Here is a 17069-nt window from a genome sequence, read left to right as displayed (position 1 = left end):
CCGGCCTGCGCAATCCGTTTACTCGGCCAGTTCGGTAGTTTCCAGCGAGTACAGCGGCTCCTGCTGATCCTGCAGGGCTTCTTCGGCGAGGATTTCATTGGAAACCAGGCCTTCGGCGACTTCACGCAGGGCAACGACGGTCGGCTTGTCATTTTCCCATGCTACCTTGGGCTCCTTGCCGCCGGTGGCCAGCTGACGGGCGCGCTTGGAGGCCAGCATGACCAGTTCAAAACGGTTATCTACATTTTCCAGGCAGTCTTCAACGGTGACGCGGGCCATGGGGTACTCCGGAAAGGTAACAAGTGAACAAATCGACGCGCCCGGCACGGGGCCGGACGCAGGACCTGACAGTTTACTGGCTGAGGCTTCAGTCTGACAAGAGCGCCTGTAGCAGGGAGGCGTGACGCGCGCTCTGGGCAGTGGTCTTTAGTCGGTAGCTGCGTACGATGGCCTTGAGGTCGTCGAGGGCGTGCTCGAAGGTGTCGTTGATGACCAGACTGTCGAACTCGACGTAATGGCTCATCTCGGCAACGGCTTCGGCCATGCGGCGATCAATCACGTCGTTATCATCCTGGCCACGGGAATCAAGGCGGTAGCGCAGCGCTTCGAGTGACGGCGGCAGGATGAAGATCGAGTGTGCCTGCGGAAGCTTGCGGCGAACCTGTTCTGCGCCCTGCCAGTCAATTTCCAGAATGATGTCATGCCCACGGGCCAGGGCCTGTTCTACGGCGGTTTGCGAGGTGCCGTAGAGGTTGCCGAACACTTCGGCGTGCTCAAGGAAATCACCGGCTTCCACTAGTTTGAGGAAGTTGTCACGGTCGGTGAAGTGGTAGTTAACACCATCAGTCTCGCCCGGGCGCATCGGGCGGGTGGTGTGCGAAACCGAGACGTGCAGGTTGGGTGTCTGTTCGATCAGTGCCTTGACCAGGCTGGTTTTGCCTGCTCCGGACGGGGCGGAAATGATGTACAGCGTGCCGGTGGCATGGGTCATCGGACAGGGTTCCTGCGGTGCGTAATGGGTAAGCGCGCAATTATAGGGATTTCGTGCGGTGGCGTCATGGCTGGTCGTCGCTTCCGCTAAGCTGTTGGTTGAGGTCGAAACCGGAGGAAGGAGCAGGGATGATTTCAAAATGGCAATGGCTGCTGGCGCAGTTGACCCGCACGCTCTGGGTGCGTGCTTCCCTCTATGCCCTGCTGGCGGTGGTTGCGGCGCTGCTGTCGATTCTGGTCCAGCGGCTGCTGCCGGGCCCGTTGCCGGTCACCATCGGGGCTGATGCGGTTGAGCGCATTCTCGACATTCTGGCCTCCAGCATGCTGGCGGTGACCACTTTCTCGCTGAGTGTCATGGTGGCGGCATACAGTGCAGCGACTGCCAATGCGACGCCGCGGGCAACTCGGCTGCTGATGCAGGACACCACCACGCAGAATGTACTGGGAACCTTTATCGGGGCGTTTCTGTTCAGCCTGGTGGGGTTGATTGCGTTAAGCACGGAGGCATACGACGAGAACGGACGCGTTGTGCTGTTTGCCGTAACGCTGCTGGTGATTGTGCTGATCGTGGTCACCATCCTGCGCTGGATTGAGCACCTGTCGCGCTTCGGGCGGGTCGGTGATACCACCGCCCGGGTCGAGGCGGTCACCCGCATGGCGCTGGCGGATCGCATAGCCAATGCCTGCCTTGGTGCCCGTCTGCTGGATCCGCAGCGGCTGCCGTCCAGCGCCAGGCCGCTGTATCCCTGTGATGCCCTCTATCTGCAGCATCTGGATGTCGGCGCGCTGGCCGATTGCGCGCAGGAGCACAGCCTGCGTTTGTATGTCGTTGTGCAGCCCGGCTGCTTCGTGCATCCGGCGGCGCCCGTGTTGTGGTTTGAAGGCGATGCCGACGAAACCGTGCAGTCGCAGCTGCTGGACGCCTTTACCCTGGGCGACATGCGCTCCTTTGATCAGGATCCCCGCTTCGGGTTGTCGGTTCTGTCGGAGATCGCTTCACGCGCGCTGTCGCCGGCGGTCAATGATCCTGGCACGGCCATCGACATTCTCGGCCGTGGCGTGCGTCTGTTGTCGGCCTGGGTGGATCATTGCGAGCCGCAACCGGATGAGGTGCGCTATCCGCAGGTCTGGCTGGTGACGCTGGCGCTGGACGATCTGTTTGATGACCTGTTTGGCCCCATCGCCCGTGATGGCGCGGCGCGGATTGACGTTCAGCTGCGCTTGCTCAAGTCGCTGCAGGCGCTCGCCGCTCAGGATGAGCGATTCGTTGCGCCCGCCCGGCGGCTGGCGCACGAGGCCCGATCGCTGGCTGACCAGCTTATGCCGCTGGCTGTCGACCGCGAGCGGTTAGGCGCGGAGGTCGAGCGGCTGGAAGCCGGCCAGGACGTTCTGCGGCGCCAGTTATAGCGCCGCATTCGGCATCTCGGGGTAACGGCAATATCGCCGTTACGGGTGTTATCGTGGACCGACCCCGCCAGACCGTTCAAACAAATAGTGGAGTTCTGCAGCATGATTCGAATCACCGTTGCCTACCCCGCGCAGGACAATGCGCGTTTTGACCACAGCTATTACCAGCAGCAGCACGCCAGATTGATCCATGAGCAGCTGGATGCACACGGCCTGCTAAAGCTCGAAGTGGACCAGTGCCTGGCCGATGGCGCGGGGCAGGCGCCGCAGTTTGTGGCCTGCGCGCATCTGTTCTTTGCCGATATGGCGCAGTTTCAGGCCGCTTTCGCCGCCGGCGGCAAGGCGCTGAATCAGGACATGGCCAATTACACGGACATCACGCCGGTTGTCACCATCAGTCAGGTTGTTGCCTGATTCTCCCGCTGGCCGCGCCTGATCATCGGGCGCGGATCAACTGGCAGCATCCGTTGCCCTGAACCCGCTACAATAGGGCCGCCTTGCCCTTTCATCCTGTCGAGGAAACCCCCTGATGACCGCACGTCGGGTTGCATCAGCGTTGCGCGCTGCTGACAAAAGAGCTGTTTCCAGAACGCCAGCCTCCGGTGCTGGCGCTCTGCGTCAGGATCGAATCTATCAGGCCATCAGCGACGCCATCATCGAGCACCGCCTGCAGCCGGGCGCGCGCTTGCGCGAGGATGCGTTGGCCGAGGTGTTCGGGGTCAGCAGGACCGGTATTCGCAAGGTGCTGCAGCGCCTCGCCATGGATCAACTGATTACCCTGACCCCCGGCAAGGGCGCCAGTGTCACCCGGCCTTCCGCCGAGGAGGCGCGGGAAGTCTTTGATGCGCGGCGGATGGTGGAATGTGGCCTGATGCGGCAATTGGCACCGCAGATTGATGAGGCGGCACTGGCGGCCTTGCGCGCGCTGGCCGAGCAGGAGCAGCAGGCATTGGCGGCGCGCGATCAGAGTGCGGCGATCAAGTGCTCGGCGGAGTTTCACAGTCAGCTGGCGGTGCTGGCCGGCAATCAGACGCTGGCGAGTTTTGTCGTCCAGCTGTGTTCGCGTTCATCGTTGATTCTGGCGGTGTACGGCAACGCCGGGAATCTGGGCTGCGACTGCACCGATCACGACCGCCTGATCACGTTGCTGGAAGGTCGGGATGGTGAGGCGGCTGCCGCCTTTATGGCGCAGCATCTGGATGCCATTGAGGGCTCGCTGGCGATTGCCTACTCGCCGCAGACCACGCCGGATCTGCAGGATATCTTCGCCGCTTATCGCGGCTGATGACGCCGACGGTGCAGGCACCGTCGGCAGCCTCGGGGCTCAGCGGCGGAAGCGCTGGCAGGGGCCCCAGTATTGCATCAGCAGGTAGTAGCTGAGCCCGGCCGGAATCAGGCTGGCATACCACGACACACTGGATACGTTCAGCGCGACCACGGCACCAATGGCGGTCGCGATCAGCGCGGCGTAGTTGACCCCCTGATACGGGCCGTTGGCGTCGTACAGGTGCTCCAGATTCAGCGTGCGCTTGCGAATCAGGTAATAGTCCACCACCAGAATCGCGAAGATCGGGCCCAGGAACGCCGAGTAGGTCTGCACGAATACCTGCAGGCCGGCGGCCGAATCCTCGCTGACCAGTTTCCACGGGAAGGTGGCGAAGGCCAGCAGGCCGACGATGACGGTGGCCGGGCGGAACTTCAGCTTGAATACATCCATCAGCACGTAGGTCGGCGGCACCACGTTGTTCAGTACGTTGGTGGTGACCTGGGCGAAGGCGATGAACAGCAGGGTGGTCATCAGCAGCGGCGTGTTGTCGACCGCGTTGGCAAACACCTGGATCGGGTCGGCGACGCCGGTGGCTTCGGAGACCATGTAGCCGATCAGGCCCATGAACAGGGTGCAGGGCAGAATCGACATCGAGTAGATGGTGGTCAGCAGACCCGGGCCGGTGCCGTGTTTGTGCTCGCGGGCGTAGTCACTGACGTTGAGGATTATAGTGCTGTAGATGCCGAGGAACAGCATGGTCGCGCTCCAGAACGGCAGGCCCCATGAGCCCTGCATGGTCAACAGGCTGCTCGAGAGTTCGTCGCCGTAACGCTGCACGGTGCTGTAGAACATGTAGACCAGCGAGGCGAGGATAAAGGCGCTGCCGACATTCTCCAGCCACTTGATGCCCTGAAAGCCCATGACCGACAGGCCGATCTGCAGGAACTGGAAGGCAATAAAGAAGAACACCAGATTGTCGAAGCCGAACAGGGTGGCGGACACCATGTTCAGGGCGCCGGCGCCAATCCAGCTCTGGAAACCGTACCAGACGATTGCCGGTACCGCGCGCACCAGACCGGGCAGGCGGGTGCCGGTAAAGCCGAAGGCGCTGCGCGCCTGCACCATGAACGGGATGCCGTACTTGTAACCGGCGGCGCCGTTGAGCACCAGCGCAATACCAATGACGAAACAGCCGATGGCGATGGCGATGGTGGCCTGAATCAGGTTGAGGCTGCCGACCACGCTGGAGCCCATGGTAAAGGTGCCGATGGAAACGCAACCGCCAAACCAGGCCAGCAGATAGGACAGGCGCCCCATGATGCGGACTTTCTGGGGCGCAAGAGACTCCTCGCCGGCGGCCTTGGTTTCGTTGCTCGGCTGGCTGCCGGCGGTGAGCGTGCTGGCGTCAGTGTTCATGAGACTCCCCCGTGGGCTGTGTTATGCATTGTTGTCTCCCCGGATCATCCGATCCTGCGGTTTCTTGTGTGCCCCGCGGGGCGTGCTGTCACCTGATCAGCCGTGGGCCAGATCAGAGTACTCGGCAAAGCGTCCGGTGAAGCGTTTGCTGCCCGGAAACGCCAGATCGCCAAATTTGCTGGTACCCAGCCCCAGCCCAACTACGGCTTCGGCCAGCTTCACTGCCGCGGTCACGCCCTCCACCACGGGCAGACCGACCGCATCGCTGATCTGCGGGGTGAGGTCGGCCATGCCGCCGCAACCCAGCACGATGGCACCGATGTTGTCTTCGCGCTTGGCCTTCAGGCACTCGTCGATGATGCGCTCAAGGGCGATATCCGGGTTCTCTTCCAGATCCAGCACCGGAATGTCGGCCGCGCGCAGGCGTCGGCAGCTGTGGCGGAAGCCGTAATTGTCGAGCAGGTGCTCGGCGATGATCAGGGTGCGCGGCAGGGTGGTAACCACCGAGAAGCGGGTGCTGATCAGGCTGGCAACATGGAAGGCGGCTTCGGCGATGCCGATCACCGGGGCGCGGGTCAGCTCGCGGGCGGCATACAGCCCGGGGTCGCCAAAGCAGGCAATGATGTAGGCGTCGGTGCCTTCGCGCTCACCCGCGCGTACTTCCTCGATAACGCCCAGAGCACTGACCGCCTCGTCGAAATGGCTCTCGATCGACACCGGGCCGCTGTCTGGCTGGCTGGCGGTGATCCGCGTGCCGGGTGCGGCAACGGCTTTGGCCGCCGCGCCGATGGTCTCGGTCATGGCGTGGGTGGTGTTCGGGTTGATGACGCGAATATGCATGAATCTGGCCTGCCAATGTATGTACACAAAACAATAGATTAATTGTATACAATCGCTCGAGTCAAAAAATCAAAATGCCCTGCAGTTATCGCGCGTAATAAGCGCTGCGTGGTCGAATTGCGGGCTTTCTTCAGCGAAAGAGGTGTCTTAATGAGCTATAGCGCTGTGTATCCACGCGATCTGATCGGCTACGGTCGCACCCCGCCGGAAGCCCGTTGGCCCGGCCGTGCGCGGATCGCCGTTCAATTTGTGCTCAACTACGAAGAGGGCGGTGAGAACTGTGTGCTGCACGGCGACAGTCACTCCGAGCAGTTTCTGTCGGAAATCATTGGTGCGGCGGCGTTCGATGATCGCCACATGAGCATGGAGTCGATTTACGAGTACGGCTCGCGGGTCGGTGTCTGGCGCCTGCTCAACGAATTTGAGCGGCGCGGCCTGCCGCTGACCGTGTTTGGCGTGGCGATGGCACTGGAGCGGCATCCGGAAGTAGCCCAGGCGTTCCATGAGCTGGGCCACGAGATCGCCTGCCACGGCTGGCGCTGGATTCACTATCAGAACATCCCTGAAGCCGTCGAGCGTGAGCATCTGCAACGCGCATTGGAGATATTCCAGCGCCTGTATGGCGCCCAGCCGGACGGCTGGTACACAGGGCGGGACAGCCCCAATACCCGGCGCCTGCTGCTGGATCAGGGCGGCTTTCTGTATGACAGCGACTATTACGGTGATGATCTGCCATTCTGGACCCGTGAGGCGGACAGCGCCGGCGCGCTGCATAATCACCTGATCGTGCCCTACACGCTGGATACCAACGACATGCGCTTTGCCTCACCGCAGGGCTTCAATACGGGCGACCACTTCTTCCAGTATCTGAAAGACGCTTTCGACGTGCTCTACGCTGAGGGTGACGATCTGCCGAAGATGCTGTCGATCGGTCTGCACTGTCGGCTGATCGGCCGTCCCGGCCGCTTCCGCGCGCTGCAGCGTTTTCTTGATTACATCGAATCCCATGATCGGGTCTGGGTTACCCGCCGTGTCGATATCGCCCGCCATTGGGCCGAGCATCATCCCGCACAGAACCAGGAGTCAGTATGAGCAAGCAATCCGCACCCCGCAGCTACTACGCGCCAACCGGCGGGCACCCGCCGCAGACGCAGCTGACCACCGACCGCGCGGTCTTCACCGAGGCCTACGCGGTGATTCCCAAGGGCGTGATGCGCGATATCGTTACCAGCCACCTGCCGTTCTGGACCGGTACCCGTCTGTGGGTGCTGTCGCGTCCGCTCAGCGGTTTTGCCGAGACCTTCTCGCAGTACATCATGGAAGTGCAACCGGGTGGCGGCAGCGACAAGCCGGAAACCGACGCCTCCGCCGAAGGTGTGCTGTTCGTGGTGGAAGGCGAAATGACGCTGATCCTGAACGGTCAGCAGCATCTGATGAAAGAGGGCGGCTACGCCTTTATTCCGCCGAGCAGTGACTGGCAACTGCACAACAACAGCGGCGCTGTGGTGCGCTTCCACTGGATCCGCAAGGCCTATCAGAAGGTGGATGGCCTGGATGCACCGGAAGCCTTCGTTACCAACGAGAACGACATCATCCCGCTGGAGATGCCCGGCACCAACGGTGCCTGGAGCACCACCCGCTTTGTCGACATGAGCGACATGCGCCACGACATGCACGTGAATATCGTCAACTTCCAGCCGGGCGGCGCGATTCCCTTCGCCGAGACCCACGTCATGGAGCATGGCCTCTATGTGCTGGAAGGCAAGGCGGTCTACCTGCTGAACAAGGATTGGGTCGAGGTCGAAGCCGGCGACTACATGTGGCTGCGCGCCTTCTGCCCGCAGGCCTGCTACGCCGGTGGCCCCGGCCCGTTCCGCTACCTGCTGTACAAGGACGTCAACCGTCACATGAAACTGCCGACCTTCGGCCGTTGAGGAGCAGAAGATGAGTGCTGACGTGTTGCAGCTGACGGCTCAGCCCCTGACACCGGAGGCCTTCGAGGCCTTCGGTGAGGTGATCGACTCGCGCAGCTCCGCGCATTTCATGATCAACGCGGGCCGTACCCGTCGCCATCATGATCTGGCCAGGGTTGAGGTGGCCGGTGAATCACCGCGGGTGCTGATCAGCATCTTCGTCAGCCAGCCGGTCACCGTGCCGCTGGAGCTGACCTTTCTGGAGCGCCATCCGCTCGGCAGCCAGGCGTTCATGCCGCTGCACGAGGAGCAGTTTCTGATCGTGGTAGCGCCACCCGGCGATGCGATTGATCCGGCCGAGGTGCGCGCCTTCATCACCGACGGCCGGCAGGGCGTCAACTACCGCATCGGCACCTGGCATGCCATCCAGTCGGTGCTGGAGCGTGAAGGGGAGTTTCTGGTGGTCGATCGCGGGGGTGCCGGGCACAACTGTGACGAGTACCCGATCAACATCCGGGTGACGCTGGCGTGATCCTGCGCTGACGTTGCTGCCGCTCCGCAACGGAGCGGTATAGGCTTACTCGATATTCTGGATCTGCTCGCGCATCTGTTCGATAAATACCTTCAGATCGACCGCCGCCTGGGTGCTGCGCGTATCGATGGCCTTGGAGCCGAGGGTGTTGGCTTCGCGGTTGAACTCCTGCATGAGGAAGTCCAGGCGGCGGCCGATGGCGTCCTTGCTGTCGAGCACGCGGCGGGTTTCGGCGACGTGGGTATCGAGGCGGTCGAGTTCTTCGGCGACGTCGATCTTCTGCGCCAGCAGTACGATTTCCTGCTCGACGCGGGTGCTGTCCAGCTCGAGTTTGGCGTCGTTGAAGCGGTCGATCAGCTTCTGCCGGTGGGTGGTCAGCAGGGTCGGCATCATTTCGCGGATTACGGCGGTGCGCTCGCTGATGCTGCTCAGGCGGTCCTCGATCAGTTGCTTCAGCTCGGCGCCTTCGCGCGCGCGGTGTTCCTTCAGTTCCTTGAGGGCCTGATCGAACAGTTGGCGGGCCTGCTTGACCAGGTCACCCTGGTCCGTTTTCTCGCCAATCACCACGCCCGGCCAGGCCAGCAGCTCGAGCGGGTTGACCGGGCCGGCGTTCTGCAGGCGGGCGCTGAGCTGCTCGGTGGTGCGGATCAGCTGGTCGAGCAGTGGCTGGTTAAGGCTGAGTTCGCTGGACTGCTGCTCGACCGGGTTGAAGCGCAGGGTGCACTCGACCTTGCCGCGGGCCAGCTGCTTGCGCAGCAGCTCGCGCAGCGGGCCTTCCAGTTCGCGGAAGGCTTCGGGCAGGCGCAGGGTGACTTCCAGATAGCGGTGGTTCACCGACCGCAGTTCCCAGGCCAGGTTGCCCTGATCGGTGCTGAGTTCGCTGCGGGCGAAGGCGGTCATGCTGTAAACCATGCTGATCCTCTGTCTGGTTGGTTGGCCGGTAGGCATTGTAGCGCCTTGCGGCGGTCCGGGGGTATCGTCGGGGTGCTATACTCCGCGGTCTTCCCACCTGCAGTACAAGGATTCCAGATGATGAAACGCCCCAGCGAACGCGCCGCCGACCAGATGCGCCAGGTTACCCTGACCCGTCACTACACCAAGCATGCCGAAGGCTCCGTGCTGGTCGAGTTTGGCGACACCAAGGTCATCTGTACCGTCAGTGTCGAGGCCGGGGTGCCGCGCTTCCTGCGTGGCAGCGGTCAGGGCTGGATCACCGCCGAATACGGCATGCTGCCGCGCTCTACCGGCTCGCGCATGCAGCGTGAGTCGAGCAAAGGCAAGCAGGGTGGTCGTACACTGGAAATTCAGCGTCTGATCGGTCGTTCGCTGCGCGCTGCGGTTGATTTGAAGACGCTGGGTGAAAACACCCTGTACATCGACTGCGATGTTATTCAGGCCGACGGCGGGACTCGCACTGCGTCGATCACCGGTGCCTGCGTGGCGCTGGTCGATGCACTGCGGGCCATGAAGCAGCGCGGTGCGATCAAGAAGGTGCCCGAGGTGCAGATGATTGCCGCGATCTCGGTCGGCATCTATCAGGGTGTGCCGGTGCTGGATCTGGACTATCCGGAAGACTCGGCTGCCGATACCGACCTGAATGTGGTGATGACCGACAAGGGCGGCTTTATCGAAGTGCAGGGTACCGCCGAAGCGGCACCGTTCAGTGCCGAGGATCTGAACGCCATGCTAACGCTGGCGCGCAAGGGGACTGACGAGTTGTTCGCGCTGCAGCGCGCTGCGCTGGAAGACTGATTGCTGGTCTGTAGTTATATCGATGAGGGCCGCCACTGCGCGGCCCTTTTTTGTGCGGCATGCACGCTGGCGTGGGCAGCACCATAGGCAGGGTGTGTAAACTCTGCTAAAACTCGCCTGAATCTGTTTTGACGCCAAGGAGTGCCTGTGATGACTGATCCCGTAACCCAAGTTGACAACACGCCGCCACCGCCGCCCGGTGCCCCTGGTCCGGAGGCGCGTCAGTGGGCGTTGTTCGTGCACCTGTCAGCCCTGCTCGGATTCATTATTCCGTTCGGTAATCTGGTTGGTCCCTTGATCATCTGGCAACTGAAAAAGGACATGGATCCCTTCGTGGATGATCAGGGCAAGGAAGCGCTGAATTTTCAGATCACGGTCGCCTTGCTGATGCTGGTCTGCCTGCTGCTGGCGCTGGTGGTTATCGGCCTGCTGCTGATGTGGGTCGTAGGCGTGGGTGCGCTGGTGCTGACCATCATTGCTGCGATCAAGGCCAATGAGGGTCAGGCCTACCGCTATCCGTTCTGCTGGCGGTTGATTAAATAGCCGAAGCAAAAAAACACCCCTGGAGCCCATGGCTGCGGGGGTGTTTTCGTTTGTACGGCTAACTCGATTGATTCTGTTGCGCCAAGTGTGCTGGCGCGGGATCTTTGCTTGCCGCTTGCCGCTTGCCGCTTGCCGCTTGCCGCTTGCCGCTCTCAGATACTCAGCGTCCAGTCATAGTCGATAATCACCGGCGCGTGCTGCGAGAAGCGCACATTGCGCGGAATCTTGGCCTGTTTGACGAAGCGGCGCAGCCCCGGGGTCAGGAACTGGTAGTCGAAACGCAGACCAAGATTGAGGTTTTCCGCCTGCTCGCTGTTCGGCCACCAACTGTACAGCTCGGATTCGCGGGTGACTTCGCGCAGGGCGTCGACGTAGCCCATGTTGCCGAAGATCTCGTCCATCCAGGCCCGTTCGGGCGCCATGAAACCGGGCTCGTTCTGACAGTCTCGCCAGTTCTTCACGTCCAGCTTGAGATGGGCAACGTACAGCGAGCCGCAGTAGATGAATTCGCGGCGCTTGCGACGCTGCTTGTTCAGGTAGTTGGCGAAGTCTTCCATGAACTTGAACTTCTGGTTCAGGTCGGCATCGCCGTCGCGGCCGGATGGCAGCAGCAGCGAGCCGATGCTGAGCTTGTCGAAGTCGGCCTGCATGAAGCGGCCGTAACGGTCGGCAGATTCAAAGCCCAGCCCCATGATGATTGCCTTGGGCGCCGTGCGGGTGTAGATCGCAACGCCGCCCTGGGACGGGGTTTCGGCTTCGAAGCAGTACTGCCAGTAGCCATCCAGCCAGTACGGGTCCTGCTCCAGTTCGGGGGCGGTGACGCGGATGTCCTGCAGACAGATGACATCGGCATCCTGGGTGCGCAGCCAGTCAAACAGGCCACGCTCGGCGGCGGCCTTTACTCCGTTGACGTTGAGACTGATGATTCGCATGCATGGTCCCCCAAAAAACCAGCGTGTATGATACCCGAGCTTGAGGGTCTGTTGTAGTTTCGTTAACCCGCTAGGTGCAGCCGGTAAAGCTGCCGGGCAGGAAACGAGACGCCTGGTTTGGTCATTCCGGACAGGCGACGAGTGTCGCCGGATGACCCCGGCGTCAGCAGCCCCCGGTCCTTTTGTTAATGATGAGGGTGTAGATGCACGAATATCAGCGGGAGTTCATTCGGTTTGCGCTGGATCGCAATGTCTTGCGATTTGGCGAGTTCACTCTCAAGTCAGGGCGCAAGAGTCCGTACTTTTTCAATGCGGGCCTGTTCAATGATGGCGCCTCACTGAGTCGACTGGGCCGCTTCTATGCCCAGGCCCTGGTGCACAGCAGCCTGCCGGATGTCGACGTCATTTTCGGGCCCGCCTATAAAGGCATCCCGCTGGCGGCGGTGACCGCTGTCGCCCTGGCCGACAGCTTTGACCGCAACCTGCCCTACTGCTTCAATCGCAAGGAAGCCAAGGATCACGGCGAGGGCGGCTCGCTGGTGGGCGCGCCGCTGGAAGGCCGCGTGCTGATTATCGATGACGTGATCACTGCCGGTACGGCGGTACGTGAGGTCATGCAGATCATTCGCCAGGCTGGAGCCACTCCGGCAGCGGTCATGATCGCACTGGATCGTCAGGAGCGGGGCCAGGGCGAACTGTCCGCCATTCAGGAGGTTGAGCGTGACTTTGGCATTCCGGTGATCAGCATTGTCAGCCTGAATCAGGTGATGGCCTTCATCCAGGATGATCCGGAATTGCAGCAGCATTTGCCGGCCGTACAGGCCTATCGCGCCGAATACGGAATCTGATCACAGTCTCGCCTGCGCGCGGAGGATGGATTAACGGTTTGGCGTCTGCGGTCGATATACTGCCAATTGGCCATCTGGCCGGCATTGATGTTCGCAAGGAACGCTGGAACGGATGAGGAGCCGCCTGCGATGAAACGGATCTTGAGCTGTGTTGCACTGACCTTGACGGTACTCCCGTTGTCGGGGGTTGCCGAAGAGCTGTACCGCTATACCGATGATAACGGTGTGGTGGTGCTCGACCGTCAGGTGCCGCCCCGTTTCATTGCCAACGGATACGAGGTGCTGGACAGCCATGGCCGAGTCAAGCAGGTGATTCCGCCGGCGCCGACCGTCGAAGAGCGTGAGGCGCAGCGACGAGAGCAGGAAGCCCGCAGGAAACAGGATGCCGAAGACGCTACCCTGCTGCGGCTTTACAGCAGTGTCGCCGACCTGGATCGGGCTCAGGCGCGCCAGTTGCAGCAACTGGACAACCAGATTGCCGTCGCCCGGGCCAATATTGCCGAGCTTCAGGTGGAGCGCGAAACATTGCGCTCGCAGGCCGCTGATCTTGAGCGAGCCGGACGCAAGGTGGAGCAGGGGATCATTGACCAGTTGGCGACAGTGGATGCCGAAACCCGTCGGCAGCAGCAGCGAATCGAGCGCACTCAGGCCGATATCGAGGCGGTCAAGGCAGACTATGCCAGCCAGAGAGCACGTCTGGCTGTGCTGCTCGGTGTGGAGCCGGCTGCCCGGTAGCAGCTGGCCCCTGGTTGTGGTTCAGCCCTGAATGGCCGCGCCGGACTCCTCCGGAAGGCAATGTTCGAAGGCGCGCACTGCCGCCTTGAATGCTTCCGGAATGGGCGTTGGCCGACGTGTCTGCTGATCGGCATGCACATAGACAATCTCGCCGCTGACCAGCAGGCTGTCCTCCCGATAGATTCCCACCAGAAAGGACATGCTGGAATTGCCGAAGCGCGAGACCCGCAGATGAATATCCAGCAGATCATCGAACAGCGCTGGTGCCTTGTAGTCGAGTAGCGTTCTGGCGGCAAAAAACTCGCTGCCATCCAGCCCTTCGCCAGGCTTCACGCCCGCGGCGGCGCGCAATGCCCGGTAGTACTCGGTCACGCCAACGTCGGCAAAGTTCAGGTAGTGGCCGTTGAAGACGATGCCCTGAGGGTCCGCTTCAGACCAGCGCACGCGCAGCGGCGTGCTGAAGCGGAAGTCGGCCCTGTCCATTACTCGCTCCGTGCCTGATTGGTGATCAGGGTGCCGACGCCGGTGTCTGTGAACAGTTCCAGCAGCACTGCGTTGGGTACCCGGCCGTCGACGATGATGGCACTGCCGACACCACCCTGAACCGCATCCAGCGCGCAGCGAATCTTCGGCAGCATCCCGCCATAGATAGTGCCATCGGCGATCAGCGCATCAACCTGGGCGGTGCTCAGGCCGGTCAGCACCTTGCCTTCCTTGTCCATCAGTCCGGCGATGTTGGTCAGCAGCATCAGCTTTTCGGCGCCCAGCGCTTCGGCGACCTTGCCCGCCACCAGGTCGGCGTTGATGTTGTAGGAGGCGCCATCGGTGCCGACGCCGATCGGAGCGATGACCGGGATGTAGTCATCGGAGACCAGGCGGTTGATCAGGTTGGCGTTGACGCTGGAGACCTCGCCCACATGCCCGATGTCGATGATCTCGGGCTTGTCCATGCCGGGGGTGTGACGGCTGACTTTCAGCTTGCGGGCCTTGATCAGACCGGCATCCTTGCCGGTCAGGCCGATTGCGCTGCCACCATGCTGGTTGATCAGGTTGACGATGTCCTTGTTGACCTGGCCGCCAAGGACCATCTCGACCACATCCATGGTCTGGCTGTCGGTCACCCGCATGCCTTCGATGAACTGGCTTTCGATGTTCAGTCGCTTGAGCAGATCACCGATCTGCGGGCCGCCACCATGCACCACCACCGGATTGATGCCGACCGTCTTCATCAACACGATGTCGCGGGCAAAGCTGTTTTTCAGCTCATCGTTTTCCATGGCGTTTCCGCCGTACTTGATGACGATGGTTTTGCCGGTGAAGCGCTGAATATAGGGCAGGGCTTCGGTAAGAACGCGTGAAACCTGGGCGGCGGCGTCGCGACTCAACATGGTGGTCTGGTGTCTCCTGTGGTAATTCAGAACGTAGGTTGCAGGTCAGGGGCAATACTTAACAGCTGGGAGCGGAACAGGTCCTGCACGCGGATCAGTTCGTCTTCGCTGTCGGCCTCGAAGCGCAGTACCAGCACCGGGGTGGTGTTGGAGGCGCGAATCAGGCCCCAGCTGTTGGCGAAGTCTACACGGATGCCGTCGATGCTGGTGACCTCGCCGTCGCCCCAGTCACCCTTTGCTGTCAGCGCCTCGATGATCTGGAACTTGCGTTCCTCGCCGACCGTAAGGTTGATTTCCGGGGTGCTGATGCTGGCCGGATAGCGGGCCATCACCTGATCGGCGCTGTCGGGCTGCAGCGACAGCAGCTCCAGCAGGCGGCAGGCGCTGTAGAGGCCATCGTCAAAGCCGAACCAGCGTTCCTTGAAGAACAGGTGGCCGCTCATCTCGCCGCCGAGCAGGGCGCCGGTCTCTTTCATCTTGGCCTTGACCAGTGAGTGTCCGGATTTCCACATGATCGGGCGGCCGCCGGCGCGGCTGATGACCTGCGGCAGCTGGCGTGAGCATTTGACGTCAAAGACGATATCGGCGCCGGGGTTGCGGGTGACGATGTCCTCGGCAAACAGCATCATCAGTCGATCCGGGTAGATCATTTCGCCGCTGTTGGTGACAAAGCCGAGGCGGTCGGCATCGCCGTCAAAGGCAACGCCGAGATCGGCGCCTTCGCGCTGTACGGTCTCGATCAGCGCGGTCAGGTTCTCCGGCTTGCCCGGATCCGGGTGGTGGTTGGGGAACAGGCCGTCGACGTCGCAGTACAGAGGAATCACCTCGCAGCCGATCCCTTCGAGCAAGCGCTCGGCAATCACGCCGCCGACGCCGTTGCCGCAGTCGACCACCACCTTGAGCGGTCGTGCGATCAGGACGTCTTCAACGATGTGGTTCAGGTAGTGATCGAGTATCTCGAGGCTGCTGCGGCTGCCGCTGCCGCTCAGCAGTTGATTCTGCTGCAGGCGACGGTGCAGCGCGGTGATCTGCTCACCGGACAGGGTCTGCCCGGCGATGACGATCTTCAGACCGTTGTAGGCCGGCGGGTTGTGGCTGCCGGTGATCATCACGCCGGAGCTGGCGTCGGTGGTGTTGGTCGCGAAGTAGACAACCGGCGTCGGCACCATGCCAAGGTCGGCGACCTGACAGCCGCTGTCGACCAGGCCCTGAATCAGCCGCTCGCTCAGCGCCGGGCCGGACAGGCGACCGTCGCGGCCAACCACAACCCGCGGCTCGCCGGCGTCGAGCGAGGCGCTGCCGATGGCGCGGCCCAGCCAGTAGACACCTTCTTCGGTCAGGCTTTTGCCCACAACACCGCGAATGTCGTAGGCGCGAAAGATTTCAGCCGGCAGCTCGGGGATGCTGACGTGTTGGGTGCCGCTATCGGCGTCGGGTATCTGCATATTGAAGGGGTCGTCTTCCAGGATGTCGATATCAAGCACGTCGCCGTCCGGCAGTGGCGACGTGGCTGGCTTCGCCGGCGGGCTGTCCGGTTTGCCTTCGGGTGTGCTGTTGCCGCTTTCGGGCGCGCGCTTGAGCAACTGCTGAATGTTGCTCGGCAGTGGCTCCAGCGGGCCGAGCTTAATGCTGTGTGCCTTGTGGCCAAGGGTCAGCTGGGTCAGGGTGCTGGCGTCGGCGCGCAGGGCGCTGCTCCAGCTGCGTTGCAGCAACAGCAGCCCCAGCAGGCTGCCTAACAGCGCAACCAGACCGGCTGTGGTCAGCATCAGCCGATTTGGCGTGCTGGCCGAGACGGCCGGTCCCGGGCGGAATTCCAGGCGCCAGGCGGGGTTGTCGGTTTCCAGGGTAAGCGCGTTGCCGCTACCCTCGCCGCGTTGCAGCAGAACCTGTTCCGGGGCGTTGGGGAACTGTTGTACAAGGTGAACCTGACCCGTTTCAGGAGGCAGCTCCGGCAGGGTTGCGGTGATTCGGGACAGCTTCATCACCGTGGTCAGGGTGCCGCCGATCGGAGCATTGTCGGAGGCGCGCAGCGGCTTGACGCCGTAGATCAGCCACTGGTCGCCGACCTTGTGCGCTTCTACTGGCACGCTCAGCCCCCGCTCGGCACGGCGAATCATGTCCAGCGCAGCAAAATTCAACGGCGCCTCGTTGTCCTCGATGCGTTCTGCATGGCCGTTGGCGTTAGTGTAGATCGCCAGCGTGTCCGCACCGTGATAGCGCAGCAGGCGCTCCAGCGGGTTGCTCAGCGACACCTGCAGTTGCGGATTGGCGGCCAGGCGGGTGAGGTCCCGGTCGAGCTGGGCCATGCTCTGGTTGAGCGCGCTTACCTGCTGCTGGGCATAGCCGGATACCAGTTCGTCTGTACGCTGCGTGGCATAGTCGGATACCGCCAGCCAGAGTACCGCTGCCGCCGCTGCGATTCCGGTTAGGCTCAGTGCAATCGGCAGTCCGACGCTGGGCAAGCCCGGTTTGCTGCTGGTTTTTCGGGTCAGTTTCATTGTTGTTT

General features: G+C 62.1%; 19 protein-coding genes. 10 read left to right on the top strand and 9 right to left on the bottom strand.

Annotated features, from left to right (window positions below; genetic code table 11):
- Positions 1-18: 18 nt before the first annotated feature.
- Both rpoZ and gmk read right to left on the bottom strand, forming a co-directional pair.
- Entirely contained in the window at positions 19-279 is a 261-nt protein-coding gene (rpoZ, locus tag AC13EY_RS15345; protein WP_088275776.1) for a DNA-directed RNA polymerase subunit omega, read from the bottom strand.
- Between the two features lie 88 nt (positions 280-367).
- Positions 368-991, bottom strand: a complete 624-nt coding sequence (gene gmk / locus AC13EY_RS15340) for a guanylate kinase (RefSeq protein ID WP_228245943.1) — start codon at positions 989-991, stop codon at positions 368-370.
- Between the two features lie 128 nt (positions 992-1119).
- Here gmk and AC13EY_RS15335 point away from each other — a divergent pair, with 128 nt between their 5' ends.
- The 3 genes from AC13EY_RS15335 (at position 1120) to AC13EY_RS15325 (ending at position 3682) form a co-directional block, all read left to right on the top strand.
- Positions 1120-2397, top strand: coding sequence for a DUF2254 domain-containing protein (locus AC13EY_RS15335; RefSeq protein ID WP_228245942.1), 1278 nt, complete (start codon positions 1120-1122; stop codon positions 2395-2397).
- Between the two features lie 102 nt (positions 2398-2499).
- Positions 2500-2811 (top strand): EthD family reductase, encoded by a 312-nt coding sequence (locus tag AC13EY_RS15330; RefSeq protein WP_088275773.1) that lies wholly within the window; start codon positions 2500-2502, stop codon positions 2809-2811.
- Between the two features lie 115 nt (positions 2812-2926).
- On the top strand, positions 2927-3682 hold the full coding sequence (locus AC13EY_RS15325; protein ID WP_228245941.1) for a GntR family transcriptional regulator: 756 nt from the start codon (positions 2927-2929) through the stop codon (positions 3680-3682).
- Between the two features lie 39 nt (positions 3683-3721).
- Here AC13EY_RS15325 and AC13EY_RS15320 read toward each other — a convergent pair whose 3' ends face one another.
- Both AC13EY_RS15320 and AC13EY_RS15315 read right to left on the bottom strand, forming a co-directional pair.
- Positions 3722-5080: an NCS1 family transporter gene (locus tag AC13EY_RS15320; protein ID WP_228245940.1), complete on the bottom strand. Its 1359-nt coding sequence runs from the start codon at positions 5078-5080 to the stop codon at positions 3722-3724.
- A 96-nt stretch (positions 5081-5176) separates the two neighbouring features.
- Entirely contained in the window at positions 5177-5920 is a 744-nt protein-coding gene (locus tag AC13EY_RS15315) for an aspartate/glutamate racemase family protein (protein ID WP_088275769.1), read from the bottom strand.
- 150 nt (positions 5921-6070) lie between these two features.
- Here AC13EY_RS15315 and puuE point away from each other — a divergent pair, with 150 nt between their 5' ends.
- The 3 genes from puuE to AC13EY_RS15300 are packed head-to-tail and all read left to right on the top strand — an operon-like array spanning position 6071 to position 8365.
- On the top strand, positions 6071-7012 hold the full coding sequence (gene puuE / locus AC13EY_RS15310; protein WP_228245939.1) for an allantoinase PuuE: 942 nt from the start codon (positions 6071-6073) through the stop codon (positions 7010-7012).
- Positions 7009-7854 carry a bifunctional allantoicase/(S)-ureidoglycine aminohydrolase gene (locus AC13EY_RS15305; protein ID WP_228245938.1) on the top strand — a complete coding sequence of 282 codons (846 nt, stop codon included), beginning with the start codon at positions 7009-7011 and terminating at the stop codon, positions 7852-7854. The genes puuE and AC13EY_RS15305 overlap by 4 nt, the downstream gene beginning before the upstream one ends.
- Before the next feature lie 22 nt (positions 7855-7876).
- Entirely contained in the window at positions 7877-8365 is a 489-nt protein-coding gene (locus AC13EY_RS15300) for an ureidoglycolate lyase (RefSeq protein ID WP_228246054.1), read from the top strand.
- A 45-nt stretch (positions 8366-8410) separates the two neighbouring features.
- Here AC13EY_RS15300 and AC13EY_RS15295 read toward each other — a convergent pair whose 3' ends face one another.
- Positions 8411-9277 (bottom strand): YicC/YloC family endoribonuclease, encoded by an 867-nt coding sequence (locus AC13EY_RS15295; protein ID WP_228245937.1) that lies wholly within the window; start codon positions 9275-9277, stop codon positions 8411-8413.
- Between the two features lie 120 nt (positions 9278-9397).
- On the opposite strand from AC13EY_RS15295, the gene rph reads away from it, so the two are divergent.
- Complete coding sequence (gene rph, locus AC13EY_RS15290; RefSeq protein ID WP_088275940.1) at positions 9398-10117, top strand: ribonuclease PH; 720 nt, start codon at positions 9398-9400, stop codon at positions 10115-10117.
- A gap of 150 nt (positions 10118-10267) precedes the next feature.
- Positions 10268-10660, top strand: a complete 393-nt coding sequence (locus AC13EY_RS15285) for a DUF4870 domain-containing protein (RefSeq protein WP_088275763.1) — start codon at positions 10268-10270, stop codon at positions 10658-10660.
- A gap of 152 nt (positions 10661-10812) precedes the next feature.
- On the opposite strand, the gene AC13EY_RS15280 is transcribed toward AC13EY_RS15285, so the two are convergent.
- Positions 10813-11592: an exodeoxyribonuclease III gene (locus tag AC13EY_RS15280; protein ID WP_088275762.1), complete on the bottom strand. Its 780-nt coding sequence runs from the start codon at positions 11590-11592 to the stop codon at positions 10813-10815.
- Positions 11593-11795: 203 nt separating this feature from the next.
- On the opposite strand from AC13EY_RS15280, the gene pyrE reads away from it, so the two are divergent.
- A complete protein-coding gene (gene pyrE / locus AC13EY_RS15275; protein WP_228245936.1) occupies positions 11796-12440 on the top strand; it encodes an orotate phosphoribosyltransferase in 645 nt (214 codons plus the stop codon).
- 129 nt (positions 12441-12569) lie between these two features.
- The gene (locus AC13EY_RS15270) at positions 12570-13175 is read left to right on the top strand and encodes a DUF4124 domain-containing protein (RefSeq protein ID WP_228245935.1); all 606 of its coding nucleotides are present in this window, start codon (positions 12570-12572) and stop codon (positions 13173-13175) included.
- Between the two features lie 21 nt (positions 13176-13196).
- Here the strand turns inward: AC13EY_RS15270 and AC13EY_RS15265 are convergent, their stop codons facing one another.
- The 3 genes from AC13EY_RS15265 to AC13EY_RS15255 are packed head-to-tail and all read right to left on the bottom strand — an operon-like array spanning position 13197 to position 17061.
- Positions 13197-13658: an acyl-CoA thioesterase gene (locus AC13EY_RS15265; RefSeq protein WP_228245934.1), complete on the bottom strand. Its 462-nt coding sequence runs from the start codon at positions 13656-13658 to the stop codon at positions 13197-13199.
- A complete protein-coding gene (gene argB, locus AC13EY_RS15260; protein WP_088275758.1) occupies positions 13658-14563 on the bottom strand; it encodes an acetylglutamate kinase in 906 nt (301 codons plus the stop codon). Before argB ends, AC13EY_RS15265 begins: the two co-directional genes overlap by 1 nt.
- Positions 14564-14589: 26 nt before the next feature.
- Positions 14590-17061, bottom strand: a complete 2472-nt coding sequence (locus AC13EY_RS15255; RefSeq protein WP_276530403.1) for a phosphomannomutase/phosphoglucomutase — start codon at positions 17059-17061, stop codon at positions 14590-14592.
- Between the last annotated feature and the right edge of the window lie 8 nt (positions 17062-17069).

The sequence above is a fragment of the Halopseudomonas sp. L-58 genome, assembly GCF_056859475.1.
Note: the sequence above shows the minus strand (reverse complement) of the source record. Positions and strands in the feature narration are given on the sequence as shown.

Excerpts from the sequence above, each read along its gene's own strand:
- rpoZ (WP_088275776.1), bottom strand. The coding sequence starts at position 279 with ATGGCCCGCGTCACCGTTGAAGACTGCCTGGAAAATGTAGATAACCGT.
- gmk (WP_228245943.1), bottom strand. The coding sequence starts at position 991 with ATGACCCATGCCACCGGCACGCTGTACATCATTTCCGCCCCGTCCGGA.
- AC13EY_RS15335 (WP_228245942.1), top strand. The coding sequence starts at position 1,120 with ATGATTTCAAAATGGCAATGGCTGCTGGCGCAGTTGACCCGCACGCTC.
- AC13EY_RS15330 (WP_088275773.1), top strand. The coding sequence starts at position 2,500 with ATGATTCGAATCACCGTTGCCTACCCCGCGCAGGACAATGCGCGTTTT.
- AC13EY_RS15325 (WP_228245941.1), top strand. The coding sequence starts at position 2,927 with ATGACCGCACGTCGGGTTGCATCAGCGTTGCGCGCTGCTGACAAAAGA.
- AC13EY_RS15320 (WP_228245940.1), bottom strand. The coding sequence starts at position 5,080 with ATGAACACTGACGCCAGCACGCTCACCGCCGGCAGCCAGCCGAGCAAC.
- AC13EY_RS15315 (WP_088275769.1), bottom strand. The coding sequence starts at position 5,920 with ATGCATATTCGCGTCATCAACCCGAACACCACCCACGCCATGACCGAG.
- puuE (WP_228245939.1), top strand. The coding sequence starts at position 6,071 with ATGAGCTATAGCGCTGTGTATCCACGCGATCTGATCGGCTACGGTCGC.
- AC13EY_RS15305 (WP_228245938.1), top strand. The coding sequence starts at position 7,009 with ATGAGCAAGCAATCCGCACCCCGCAGCTACTACGCGCCAACCGGCGGG.
- AC13EY_RS15295 (WP_228245937.1), bottom strand. The coding sequence starts at position 9,277 with ATGGTTTACAGCATGACCGCCTTCGCCCGCAGCGAACTCAGCACCGAT.
- rph (WP_088275940.1), top strand. The coding sequence starts at position 9,398 with ATGAAACGCCCCAGCGAACGCGCCGCCGACCAGATGCGCCAGGTTACC.
- AC13EY_RS15285 (WP_088275763.1), top strand. The coding sequence starts at position 10,268 with ATGACTGATCCCGTAACCCAAGTTGACAACACGCCGCCACCGCCGCCC.
- AC13EY_RS15280 (WP_088275762.1), bottom strand. The coding sequence starts at position 11,592 with ATGCGAATCATCAGTCTCAACGTCAACGGAGTAAAGGCCGCCGCCGAG.
- pyrE (WP_228245936.1), top strand. The coding sequence starts at position 11,796 with ATGCACGAATATCAGCGGGAGTTCATTCGGTTTGCGCTGGATCGCAAT.
- AC13EY_RS15270 (WP_228245935.1), top strand. The coding sequence starts at position 12,570 with ATGAAACGGATCTTGAGCTGTGTTGCACTGACCTTGACGGTACTCCCG.
- AC13EY_RS15265 (WP_228245934.1), bottom strand. The coding sequence starts at position 13,658 with ATGGACAGGGCCGACTTCCGCTTCAGCACGCCGCTGCGCGTGCGCTGG.
- argB (WP_088275758.1), bottom strand. The coding sequence starts at position 14,563 with ATGTTGAGTCGCGACGCCGCCGCCCAGGTTTCACGCGTTCTTACCGAA.
- AC13EY_RS15255 (WP_276530403.1), bottom strand. The coding sequence starts at position 17,061 with ATGAAACTGACCCGAAAAACCAGCAGCAAACCGGGCTTGCCCAGCGTC.